The organism is Rhizobium sp. BT04, from assembly GCF_030053135.1.
Taxonomy (GTDB): Bacteria; Pseudomonadota; Alphaproteobacteria; order Rhizobiales; family Rhizobiaceae; genus Rhizobium; species Rhizobium binxianense.
In genome coordinates, this window is record NZ_CP125652.1 from 1,202,428 (window position 1) to 1,214,151 (window position 11,724).

At 62.5% G+C, this 11,724-nt stretch carries 9 protein-coding genes; 2 read left to right on the top strand and 7 right to left on the bottom strand.

All coding sequences use genetic code 11. The features are described 5' to 3' along the window. Positions 1–89: 89 nt before the first annotated feature. Positions 90–1,670 carry a Na+/H+ antiporter gene (locus tag QMO82_RS14520; RefSeq protein WP_183606888.1) on the bottom strand — a complete coding sequence of 527 codons (1,581 nt, stop codon included), beginning with the start codon at positions 1,668–1,670 and terminating at the stop codon, positions 90–92. A 333-nt stretch (positions 1,671–2,003) separates the two neighbouring features. Here QMO82_RS14520 and QMO82_RS14525 point away from each other — a divergent pair, with 333 nt between their 5' ends. Both QMO82_RS14525 and QMO82_RS14530 read left to right on the top strand, forming a co-directional pair. Then, positions 2,004–2,780: a protocatechuate 3,4-dioxygenase gene (locus QMO82_RS14525; RefSeq protein ID WP_183606887.1), complete on the top strand. Its 777-nt coding sequence runs from the start codon at positions 2,004–2,006 to the stop codon at positions 2,778–2,780. 175 nt (positions 2,781–2,955) lie between these two features. Next, entirely contained in the window at positions 2,956–3,237 is a 282-nt protein-coding gene (locus QMO82_RS14530) for a nodulation protein (protein WP_183606886.1), read from the top strand. A gap of 65 nt (positions 3,238–3,302) precedes the next feature. Here QMO82_RS14530 and QMO82_RS14535 read toward each other — a convergent pair whose 3' ends face one another. The 6 genes from QMO82_RS14535 to QMO82_RS14560 form a co-directional block, all read right to left on the bottom strand. Further along, positions 3,303–4,787 (bottom strand): right-handed parallel beta-helix repeat-containing protein, encoded by a 1,485-nt coding sequence (locus QMO82_RS14535; protein ID WP_183606885.1) that lies wholly within the window; start codon positions 4,785–4,787, stop codon positions 3,303–3,305. A gap of 594 nt (positions 4,788–5,381) precedes the next feature. Then, entirely contained in the window at positions 5,382–6,869 is a 1,488-nt protein-coding gene (locus tag QMO82_RS14540; protein WP_183606884.1) for a right-handed parallel beta-helix repeat-containing protein, read from the bottom strand. 445 nt (positions 6,870–7,314) lie between these two features. Beyond that, a complete protein-coding gene (locus tag QMO82_RS14545) occupies positions 7,315–8,514 on the bottom strand; it encodes an ABC transporter permease (RefSeq protein WP_183606883.1) in 1,200 nt (399 codons plus the stop codon). A 4-nt stretch (positions 8,515–8,518) separates the two neighbouring features. Further along, the gene (locus tag QMO82_RS14550; RefSeq protein WP_183606882.1) at positions 8,519–9,658 is read right to left on the bottom strand and encodes an FtsX-like permease family protein; all 1,140 of its coding nucleotides are present in this window, start codon (positions 9,656–9,658) and stop codon (positions 8,519–8,521) included. Continuing rightward, a complete protein-coding gene (locus QMO82_RS14555; protein ID WP_183606881.1) occupies positions 9,655–10,359 on the bottom strand; it encodes an ABC transporter ATP-binding protein in 705 nt (234 codons plus the stop codon). Before QMO82_RS14555 ends, QMO82_RS14550 begins: the two co-directional genes overlap by 4 nt. A 130-nt stretch (positions 10,360–10,489) precedes the next feature. Next, positions 10,490–11,683 carry an efflux RND transporter periplasmic adaptor subunit gene (locus QMO82_RS14560; RefSeq protein WP_183606880.1) on the bottom strand — a complete coding sequence of 398 codons (1,194 nt, stop codon included), beginning with the start codon at positions 11,681–11,683 and terminating at the stop codon, positions 10,490–10,492. Positions 11,684–11,724: the final 41 nt, after the last annotated feature.

Sequence of the window (11,724 nt, forward strand, 5' to 3'; positions counted from 1 at the left end):
TGCCGGGAATTGCGTGAAAACAAAGAGATAGAGCATTTTCGTGATTCGAAGAAAAACGGAAATGCTCTAGAGCATGATGACGGTGCCCCTCAGGCCTTGGCCGAGATCGCGCTCAGTTCCTCGAGATCGAGATCCCGTTCCAGCTCCCGCAACGTCTCGTCATCGATCTCGCCGGCGCGGTGGAGGCGGATGAGTTCCCGGCGTCCCGTTGCAACCGCTTCGAGAACGACGTCGAAATGCGCATGCAGCACCGGTATGTAGTGCTCGGTTCTCTCGGCATAGTCGACGATCGACGTAGCCCGGCGCTGGTAACGCTCCAGCAATTGCGGATGGATGAGTTTCCCGTCTGCGTCATATGCCAGGTTTTGGACGGTCCCGAACTGCGCCTGCGCCATGGCGGCTTCGGCCTGGCTCATGGTCAGGCGCGCTCTTTCCGTCTCCGGCGCCAGCCGCGCCCAGGCAATCACCCGCCCCAATGTCGTGCCCTGCACGAGCACGGTTCCGAGAATGACGGCAAATGCGGTGGCGAGGATGAAGTCACGGCCCGCAAATCCCTCAGGCAGGCTCAGCGCCAGGGCGAGCGTGACCACGCCGCGCACGCCCGCCCAGCTGAGCACGGTCGCACCACCCACACCGAGCGGTTGGGCGCGGGTGAATCCCAGGGCAGCACAGAACCTGATGACGGAGTCGGAGGCGAAGACCCAGGCAAAACGCGCAACCACCAGCGTGATGAGGATCGCCAGCATCGGCAGTCCCAGCGTCGCGATCACGGTGGTCAAGCCGCCACCGCGTTCGACGACATCCCGGAGCGACAGCCCGATCAAGGTGAAGACCGCAGCCTCCATCAGGAAGATCATCACCGTCCAGAACGATGTGCCGCGCATGCGCGTTGCCGCTGAAAATACGGTGTGCTGGTGCCAGGAGGCGATCAGGCCGGTGGTAACGGTGGCGATGACGCCGGAAACATGCAGCAGCTCGCCGAGCAGATAGGAAATCCAGCCGAGCAGCACGGTGGCTGCGATGATGAGATAGTCGTCGCCGAGATGCCGGATGAGTTTGACCCATGCCGCTGCGACCACGATGCCGACGATGGCGCCGCCGAGCGCCAGCACGAAGAAGCTGCCAACGGCCTCCCCCGCGCTGAACGCTCCCGTTGCGGCGGCGGCAACGGCAAAACGGAAGAGAACCAGGCCGCTCGCATCGTTGAGCAGGCTCTCGCCTTCCAGCAAAATCTGTAGCCGCCGCGGCAGCCTGACGCGCTCCAGCACGGCGCGGGCCGAAACCGCGTCCGGCGGCGCAACGATGGCGCCAAGTGCCGCGCAGGCCGCCCAGGGAAGTGAGGGAAAGAGGAAATGGGCCACAACCGCGACGACGGCACAGGTGAAGAGCACCGCGCCGACGGCGAGCGAGGCGATGCCGATCATATGACGCCGCAGCCGCGCCAGCGCGATCGACCAGGCGCCGTCCATCAACAGCGGCGGCAGGAAGATGACCAGCACCAGCCCGGGATCGACCGATATCGCCGGCAGCCCCGGCACAAAGGCCAGCAAGGAGCCACCGGTCAGCAGCGCGACGGACGGCGGCAATCCAAGCCTGTGGGCGGCATAATGCAGCGCGATGATCGCGAGAAACATCGCGATGACAAGCTCGAATAAGTGGGTTGGTTCCATCTGCCTCTGCCCCCGCTCAGCAACGGATGTCGGATGCCTGCTGCATAATTCAAATCTGGAGTCGATTCAAAGAATTATACAATAATTCAAAGCGTTACCCTGTATATTCGCGACGAACCCGGTGGACGCCTTAGAAACCGTCCATGTGCTAGCATCGGCAGAATACGCTTTCTCGTCAATGCGCCGCGTGGAATGCCGCTCGGGACCGCAGCCTACTGTCTCGGCAGGCATTTGATGCCAGAGATCGCGTTGCCGTCGACATTGCCTGGATTTAATTGGAGTTTGCTGGGCATCCTCCTTACACCGGCGTCTTGAGGCAAAGGAGGAAGATATATGAAGAGGCGGACCCTCGTGCTTGGGGGCGCGGCCATTGTCGCTTCCTCCGTGGCTGCGGTGGCGATCTGGCCACGGCGGCATATCACCGTCGCCGCCAGGGCATTCGACTGGAAGGGAACGGATTTCCTGAGCGGCGGCACAAAGTCGATCGCCTTGGAAAAACTGCCCGCGCCGCTCTTCCGCACCCATCCGAATTGCGTCGCGCCCCTCGTCCAGACCCTTGGTCCCTGCCACGTGAATAATATTCCCGTCCGTCAGGACGTCTCGGAAGGAAAGGCCGGACTGCCGTTGCGGCTGGCCGTTAGGATCGTTCATGCAGCCGATTGCCGGCCGGTCGAAAACGCCGATATCGAAATCTGGCATACCGATCGCCGTGGCGTCTATTCCGGCCGCGAGGCTGCGGAGATGTGTACACTCGGCGATGCCGAGGCGATCAGCGGGCTCGCCTTCCGCGGCCGCCAGTTGACTGACGGGAACGGCCAGGCGAGCTTCCTGACGGCCTATCCCGGATGGTACAAGGGCCGCACGCCGCATGTTCACTGTCGCATCCTGTTCGACGGCAAGGAGCTTCTCGTCAGCCAGATCTATTTCGACGATACGCTGAGCGACATCATCTATGGCGAGCATCCCGATTATCTCGGGCGCCCTGCCCGCGATACCCGCAATGACGAGGACGGCATCTTCCCCGAGGACGCGGCCGATCACATATTCGATTTCGAGAAACTCGACGGCGGCGTGCTGTCCGCCACCATCACCATCGGCCTCTCTTCCTGAGCCGATAGCGGCTGAGAAAGCCGACAATCGCCGGCTGCGGCCTTCCGTGTCGCCATGCCAAGCGCAGCGGAAGACGCGTGGCAGTCGCATCAATCCTGCATCCGGCATGAAACCAGATGCAGTATTCGTGCGTACTAACCCTCAGGACAGGAGAACGAAGGCGAGGGTTGATGGCATGGTCAGGAGAGAAGGCCGAGCACACATTCCCCGGCAGGCCGCCGAACAGGGGCTGGCCAGGCTGATGATGCGGCTGCCCGCGACGCGGGCAACGATCAGGGTGACCGCGGCGAGGCGGCCCCATCTTTACGAACTGTGCGCAGCCTATGGCGAGGCCTGCGCCGCCCTAGATCGCATGCGTAGGGATATGTCGGCCGATCCAGCGATCATCACCGAATACGAGATCATCTGCGCCGAAATCGAAATCGACGTCACCAGGATCCTGTTCGACGACCGGTGAGACATGTGCTCTCCACCGCCGCGCCTCGAACCGGGCGAGGCGCCGTTTGCTGCCGGCATCCCTGTTCAGGTCAGCACGTCATCCACATGGATGGAGATGCTCAGCGTATCCGTGTCGAAATGATGCGCGGCCCCATCGGAGATCTTATACTGGAAGGTCTCGCTCACCTCACCGCTAAGCCCGGCGAGCTTCGTCGCGTCGATCGTGTAGCTATAGTCGCCGTGATCGTCGACATGGATGGTGCCGTATTGGCCGGTCAGCGTCAGACCGTTCTTGTTGACCAATTCGCCGTCGAAGCGGCGAAGGAGCAGGATCCCATTGGCCGAGCTGTCGTTTTCGAGGAGATTGCCGTGATGGGCGCCGTCCGTTTCGGCTGAGATTTTCAGGCTGTCATGCGTTGCGACGATCGTCGGGGTCGCGTCCGCATGCGTAGTATCTCCCGCAACGTGGCTATCAAGGATCGCAAGCTGGGCCTCATCGAGCGTCGTATTGTTGCTGACGGGAAAGGTGTTCGCGGCGATGATGGCCGGCGATATGCTGTAGGGCGTAACATCGCTGGCGATGACATTATCATGAAAAGAGCCCGATGCCGGTCTGTCGACCTTCAGCGCCGCCTGCGACAGGTCGTCGAAGACGTTGCCGTAGATCTCGATACCCTCGCGAACGTAACTGGTCGTGCCGGCAGAGCTGACCGCCACGCCCCATACGCCGTCATGGATATAGTTGCCTGATATATCGTAGTCGCGCGTATTGCCCTGGTCGCCGAGACCGATGGCGTAGGACCAGCTGTAACCGCCATAGCCCGAAATATCATTGTCGTGGATGGCGATATTCGTACCCGCTTGGGCGCTGACCCCGAAGCCGCCACCAATCAGCGTATTATCCTCGACCACGGCATTCACCGGCCGGACGAGCGTAATGACGCCCTTCGGCGTCGCGGCGCCCGTCTGGTCGAGGTAATTGCCGCTGATGACGATATTGCTGCTGTCGTTCATCTGCACGGCATCTGCCGCGGTGCCGTGGGCGTTGGTGACGGTGTTGTTGAGAAAATTGACACCGTTGACCTTTTCGATCCAGACGCCGTCGCCGTTGACGCCCGTGATCGTGCTGTTTTCGATGGTGATGTTCGAACCGGTCCTGAAGGTGACGGAGCCGGACTTGGTGGAACTGCCGGTATTTTCCACCTCTACATTGCGGACGGTCCAGTTCGAAACATAGCCGCCATAGATGGCCGCGCCCGCCGTGTCCGAGATCTTGAGGTTCTCAATGACGATGTTCGATGCATAGAGGCTGTGAATGCCGTCGCCGGGGCTATGGATAACAGGCGCATCGCCGACCCCATAGCTGCCGATGGTGATCGGGGCGCTGGCGGTGCCGGAATATTTCAGGTCGAGCTGGTCGTTGAACACGCTTCCGGCGGCGAGCAGCACGCTGTCGCCGGGCTGCAGCTTCAAGTTTTCCACCGCCCAGAAGGATGCAAACGGCGTGTCTTCGCTCGTTCCATTGTTGCCGTTGGAGCCTATCGCAGGATTCACATAATAGATTGCCATATCGCCTTGTTCTCGAATTGCCGCGCAGCCGTCTGGAGCGGCTGCAACGCGTGGATCGGATGCGGTCGGGGTTAAAGGCCATCAAGAGGGCCTTCGGTATTGCCTTCACGGCGGTTGACAGACCCTATGGGCCTGCCTTGCTCCCGAGAAACGCCTGGCGGTGGCGGTATATTAGAGACTACAACTTATACGAAAACAATCTACAGAACAACGATCGAAAGGTGAACGAACCGTATCGCAGACCGCGACCAATGGTCACCTGAGATGACAATGAACACGCTTTTGCAGGCTTTCCGGTGCATTTGAATGCAGCGGCGGTTCATCATGAGACACTGCAACGTTCCGCGGGCAAGGACGAGGTGCGCGCCCTGGAAGGCGGTACTCCGCCAATGCGCGATCGGGTTGCAGCTGCGGTGAAGGTTGTGCTCATTCGGTCGCTGCCTGAATCCAATCCCGCAGCAATGAAGCGGCCAGCGAAAACTTACGGTTGAGCTTGAAAAAACGCGTCTGCGCTCCGGACGGGGGCTGACGGCGGCCCATGAAATCCCGGAATTTTTCCGGGATTTCTCTTTGTGTCAATTGCAGCCCGCACTCTCACCTCAGCAGGCCATCCAGATGGATGTAGACTGTCAGCGTATCCCCATCACTATGCTGCGAGGTTCCATCGTTGACCCCGTAGCTGAAGGTCTCGCTCACATGTCCGCCATGGTCAGGGAGCTTCGTTTCATCGAGCGTGTAGGCATAGTTGCCTTCCCGGTCCACGTGGATGTCACCGTACTCTCCGGCGAGCGTCAGGCCGTGCTTGCCGACGCTTTCATCCCCGAAGCGGCGCAGCGCCAGGGTTCCATTATCGGAGCTGTCGTTTTCGAGAAGATTGCCGCGATGGGCCTCGCCCGTATCGGTGAAGATCTTCAAATTGTCATGGACGGCGACAACAGCCGGATCCGCGGACGCCTCCGTGACTCCGGCAGTCTTCGCAACCGGGCTCGCCAGTGCCGTCTCGACATTGGCGACCGTATGGTTGTTGCTGACGGTGAAGGTGTGCGCGTCGACGATGGAAGGCGATATGGCGGTGGCCTTGGTGCCGGTCTCGATCGTATTGTTGGTGAAGGAGCCGGAAGCCGGCCTATCGACCTTCAGCGCCGCCTGCGAGAGGTCGTCGAAGACATTGTCGTGGATCTTGATATTCGTGCGGCTATAGCTGGTGCCGCTGGCGTCGCTGATGGCAACACCCCATGCGCCGTCGTGAATGTGGTTGCCTGAAATATCATAGTCCCGCGCATTGCCCTGATCGCCGAGGCCGACGGCGAAGGACCAGCTGTAACCGTGAAATCCGGATATGTCGTTGTCGCGGATAGCGACGTTCTTGCCGGCCGGCGCGCTGATACCGAAGCCGCCGCCGGTGAGCACATTGTCCTCGACCACGGCATTGGTGGCCCGCACCAGCGCGATCACGCCCTTGGGGCTATCGGCGTTGGTCTGGTCGAGATGGTTGCCCTTGATCAGTATATTGCTGCTGTCGTTTACCTGCACGGCATCGGCGGTCGAGCCGTTCGCGCTGGTGACGGTGTTGTCGAGAAGCTTGACACCAGCAACCTTCTCGATCCAGAAGCCGTCGCCCTTGACCCCGGTTATCTTGCTGTCTTCGACCGTGATGTTCGTGCTGCTGCGGAAGGTGACGGCGCCGGCATTTTCCGACATTCCCGTCTTGGTGATCTCGACATTGCGGACCGTCCAGTTCGTGACGCTGCCGCCATAAATGCCGGCGGTCCCGGTATTCGATATTTTGAGGTTCTCGATGACGATGTTCGAGGCATAAAGACTGTGAATGCCGTCGCCGCCGCTGTGAATGACGGGCGCTGTCCCCGTCCCGTAACTGCCGATCTTGATCGGCGCGCTTTCGGTGCCGGAATATTTGATATCAAACTGCTCGTTGAACACGCTTCCCTTGGCAAGAAGCACGCTGTCGCCCGGTTTCAGCTTAAGTGATTCCACTTTGGACAAAGTCGCAAAAGCCGAGTTCTGGCCGGTTCCGTTGTTGCGGTCGGAGCCAGTCGCTGAGTTCACATAGTAGATTGTCATATCGCCAATGTTGCCCTGTTCGTCGGATCGCTATGTCGCCGTGAAGATCGACCGGGATCGGCCGATCGGACGCGGCGGGAGCAACCGTCCACGGCAAGAAAGGCGACAAAATGTTGTCAATGGGGCAGCGGCCGGTTCTTGGGCCGTCTTCCACAGCGGGCGCCGGTCGGAGGCTCGAAAGTTTCAACTTCGGCCGAGAAACAGCGACTTCGAGGCGAATAAATCGAGGAAGCTGGGAGGAACGCACCTCATCTTCAGGCTGTGCGGCAGGTGATTCTGCCCTTTGCTTGCGCTCATCTCACAGCGGCATGGCACACCGATCAGCCCTCATGGTGAGGGTGAGAAGCGATCCGCGAAGCGGAGCAATCGATCCAGTGAATCGATTGCTGTGACGAACGAAGGGCCGTCTCGAACCAAGAGGGCGGGTGATAATCACGAGGCGATTTCACCCCCTCGCCCGCAACGCCGCCCCCAACGGCTGCCGCGTCGCCGCCAGCGCCGGCAAAGCGCCGCCGATCAGCCCGACCGCCAGCCCCAACAGCCCGGCGGTTATAATCACATCAGGCGTCACCTCGAGCTGAAAGGCCATCTTCGTATTGTTGGGGCCCATCGTGCTCGCCTGCCAGCCATCGAAAGCCAGCCTCGAACCCGCCACGCCGACGACCGCCCCCGCCGCCGACAAGAGCATCGCCTCCATCCAGGTCGCGGCAAAGGCCGGCAGGCGGGAAAAGCCTAAGAGTCGCAGCGTGGCCATTTCGACGGCGCGGTCGGAAACCGAACTCATCATCGTATTCAGCGCGCCTGCCGTGGCACCCACCGCCATCAAGAGCGCGATCGGCCAGCCGAACAGGCGGATCAGACTCTCGGTACGCGCAGCCTGCGCCGCGTAAAGATCAGCCTCGGAAACGGCAGCGAGCGCCGGACCGGAAAGACCCGAAAGCCGCCCACGCAATGCCGCCATCCCGCCGGCGCCATCGAGCCGCACCCGCAGGCTCTGCACCTGCCCTTGCCGGTCGAAGGCCGATTGCACCGCTTCGAGATCAGCCCAGATCTCGGACTCGAAGGCGCTGCCGCCGGAACTGAAATGGCCGGCGACCGTCCAGTCGACCGTGCCGAGCCGCACCGTCTCACCCACGGCAAAGCCGGAAAACATCTCGGCGATGCGGGCGCCGACGACGATCTCGCGTGCACCTGGCGAAAACAGCCGGCCTTGAGAAAGCCGGGCGCGCTCGCGCAGGCCAGGCCCTCCCGCATCCATGCCCCTGAGCGACAGCGTCTGCTCGCCGCCGTCGCTTCCCCTGATATCGATCGGAACGACCGTCTCGCGCGACAGCGAAAGCCCGCCCGCACTGTTGCGCGCAACGCCGGTATCGCCGCTCATGGCGGCAAGGCTGCGGATCGCATCGGCCGGCACGTCCGAGCCGCTTTCCTGGTTGGTGCCGCCGCCGAGGATGACGGCGATATCGGGCGAGCCGGCCCCGGCAAGGGCGGCCTCGAAGCCGCGCGCCATCGCCAGGAAGCCCGACAGCACTGCTACTACGAGGGCGACCGACAGCACCATCGACAGCGATATCCACAGCCGCCTGGGCAGGCTGCCGAGATTGACTCTGATCATGAGAAAGGTCTGCTTGAGCGCTGATGACATTGGTTTATCTCGTTCTGAAGGCGTTGACGATGGGCAGCCGCATGGCGTTGACGGCGGGGAGCAGGCCGGTCAGCAAGCCAAGCCCCGCAATGATCGCGGCGGACTTCAGCAGCACCTCACGGCTGAAGACGAGGCCGAATTCCGGCCCGATCACCAGCGTTGCGAGCTTTGCCAGAATGAGCCCGCCCGCCCCGCCGACGGCAAAGATAAACAGCGTCTCGCCGAGAATGAGCGCCACGATCCGCCCGCGGGAAAAGCCCAGCACCTTCATCACGCCGATCTCGAAGCGGCGCTCGCTGATGGCGAAGAGCATGGTGTTGACCGATATCATCAGGATCGTCACGAAGGCGGCGCCGACGACGAGGCTGACGATCAGGCCGACATCGGCGAACTGCCGGAGAAACGCTTCGAGGAACTGCTTTTCCGATTGCGTCCTGGTCTGCGCCACCGAATTGGCAAACAGCGCGTCGATGCGCGCCGCCAGCACGCCGGATGATACCCCCTCGCGCGGGCGCACGACGAAGGCGTCGACCGTATCGTTGTCGCGCGCGCGGGCCGCATTTACCATGTCGCAGCGGGCCAGCATGAAATAGGTGTCGGTGCTGGCATCGGCACCATCGAAGATGCCCGATATGGTGAAACTCCAGTTCCGATTACCGTCGGCCTTTACGATCTGGCTGGTGACGCCGATGCGCTGGCCGATCGACCAGCCCTGCGCCTCAGCCAACGCCCTGCCGACGAGCACCCGGTCGCCGCCCTCTTCCAGCGCCGCGATCAGATCAGGCGTCAGCCCGAGTTCGGCACCGTTGGCGGCGGCAATCGCCCGCGGATCGACCGCGCTGACGGCCACGACATTCTTCTCGACCTCGACGAAGCCCCGCATGCGCGCGGTATAGGCGACGGCCGCGACATCGCCCTCCGCCGCGATCCGATGGAGATAGGCAAGCGGCAGCGGCAGCCCCCGGCCCGATCTGTTGAACACGCCGAGCAGGTCGTCGCTGGCGCCGGCCGCCCCCTGGCTGCCGCTGACGAAACTCGCCGTCAGCCCGTAGATCAGGAAGGCGACGCCGACCGAAAACATCAGCAAAATGGCCCGCAGCCGCTTGCGCCAGGCATTGCGCCGCATGAGCTGGAAGAAGGTCATCGGCCCCTCCCTTGCTGCTCGACGAATTCGCCCTTGTTGAGATGCAGCGTGCGCCGGGCAAAGACGGCGGCCTCGGAATCATGGGTGACCATGATGATGGTCTTCTCAAGCTCACGATTGAGGAAGCCCAGCATCTCCAGAATATCATTGGCCGATTTCCGGTCGAGATCACCGGTCGGCTCGTCGCAGAGAATGAGATCGGGATCGGCGACGATGGCGCGGGCAATGCCGACACGCTGCTGTTGGCCGCCCGACATGCTCGACGGAAACTGCCGCTGCCGCCCGGCGAGCCCCACCAGATCCATCACCGTATCGACGCGCGCCCGCCGCTCCTTGCGCCCGAGCCGCTTGAGCAGCAGCGGCAGCTCGATATTCTCCGCCGCATTCAGCATCGGCAGCAGATTGTAGAATTGGAAGACGATGCCCATGCTGTGCGCCCGCCAGGCAGCCCTTGCGCCTTCACCCATCTGCTCGAGATGACTGCGCCCGATGCGGATCTCGCCCCCATCGGGGCTGTCGATGCCGCCGAGCATATTCAGCAGCGTCGATTTCCCCGAACCAGACGGTCCCATGACCGCGACGAAATCGCCGCGCGGTATGGAAAGGTCGAGCCCGGAAAAGATCGGTATCGTCTCCGTGCCGATCCTGAATGCCTTCCTGACGCCCCTCAAGGCGATGTAGGATTCCCCAATGTCTGTCACTGCTCTGCTCCTTACTGATGGGTTATCGATGTCGCGGCCGGAGTCTCTCGGCCTGAAAACCGGAGGCCGACCTCGTCCTTTGAGCCCCTGCGGGGCGCCCCAGGATGAGGTCGGAGAGACGGCCTGCCGATCAGCCCTCATCCCGAGGCGCGGCGGCCAAAGGCCGAAATCTCGAAGGACCAAGGGCGGGTGACTGGGCGCCCAAGCCGGCCTCTTCCCCCATCACCAACCGGATGCGCGCGGCCATCGCAGGGCGCATGCCGGATGGCGGCGAAGACAGCGACAGGCGAAGCGTCACTGTTCCCTTCTCCCGCGAAATCATGGGCGCGATCTTCGACACTTCGACCGCAAAGGGCCGATCGGGAAAGCCGTCGAGCACCGCCTCACCGGACAGGCCTGGACGGATCTGCGCGATATTGGTCTCCGCCACATCGGCATCGATGACCATGTTGGCCGTGTCGGTAATCGCAAGCAGGCTTTCATTCTCCCGCACACTGTCCTCGCGCGACAGCACGGTGTCGCCGGCATGCACGTCGAGCCGCGTGACGGTGCCGGAGATCGGCGCCCGCACGGTCAGCGCCTCCACCTGCTCGCGTGCTCTGTCGATATCGAGATCCGCCTTGGCGACATTCTGGCGTGCCTGCAGGGTGGCATTTTCGGCCCTGTCGGCGGCCGTTTTCGCCTCCTCCAGCGCCTGCGCCGACATGGCATCGCGCCCGGCCAGCCGCTCGGTGCGCGTCAGGGAAGACCGCGCTTGCGCGAGATCGATATTCTTTGCATCAAGCGCCAAAGCCGCCGCCCGCCCGGCAATCTCCGCCCCCCGAAGCGCAAAGCGCGCGCCGGCATCGTCGAGCCGCACCAGCACCTGCCCCGCCGCCACCCTGTCCCCCGCCTCCACCTCGACCGCGACGATCCGGCCCTCATATTTCGAAAAGACGGTGGCGATATCGGGTGCGACGACGTAGCCGGAGCCGGTGATTTCCCGGGCCGACGAGGCCGGAGCCACCAGCCCGTCCGCAACACGTGACTGTACCTGCTCGGAAACGACACCCTCGGCAGGCGCCTCCGCTCCGTCCATCGATGTCGTCGCCCCAGGCTTGCCCGTGAAGCTCGCAAGCACGGTTTCGATGCGCTCCGGCGTTTGGGACCGAGAAAGAAGAACCACCGCAAGCGATACGGTCGCGGCAAGCGCCAGCATAACCAGCGGCATCACACGCCGCCGGGCTTGGCGCTCCGGCAGCTCTGTCTTGAAGGCCGCGGACTCGATCGAAAGCGATCTCAGCTTGGCGGCGAGGTTTCGGTCATGTTCTGATGTCGTGTTCATGCCGACAGAATGGCCGACGGTAGCAAAACCGCGACCTCGAA

Coding starts and splice junctions, on each gene's coding strand:
- QMO82_RS14520 (WP_183606888.1), bottom strand. CDS start 1,670: ATGGAACCAACCCACTTATTCGAGCTTGTCATCGCGATGTTTCTCGCG.
- QMO82_RS14530 (WP_183606886.1), top strand. CDS start 2,956: ATGGTCAGGAGAGAAGGCCGAGCACACATTCCCCGGCAGGCCGCCGAA.
- QMO82_RS14535 (WP_183606885.1), bottom strand. CDS start 4,787: ATGGCAATCTATTATGTGAATCCTGCGATAGGCTCCAACGGCAACAAT.
- QMO82_RS14560 (WP_183606880.1), bottom strand. CDS start 11,683: ATGAACACGACATCAGAACATGACCGAAACCTCGCCGCCAAGCTGAGA.
- QMO82_RS14545 (WP_183606883.1), bottom strand. CDS start 8,514: ATGTCATCAGCGCTCAAGCAGACCTTTCTCATGATCAGAGTCAATCTC.
- QMO82_RS14525 (WP_183606887.1), top strand. CDS start 2,004: ATGAAGAGGCGGACCCTCGTGCTTGGGGGCGCGGCCATTGTCGCTTCC.
- QMO82_RS14550 (WP_183606882.1), bottom strand. CDS start 9,658: ATGACCTTCTTCCAGCTCATGCGGCGCAATGCCTGGCGCAAGCGGCTG.
- QMO82_RS14540 (WP_183606884.1), bottom strand. CDS start 6,869: ATGACAATCTACTATGTGAACTCAGCGACTGGCTCCGACCGCAACAAC.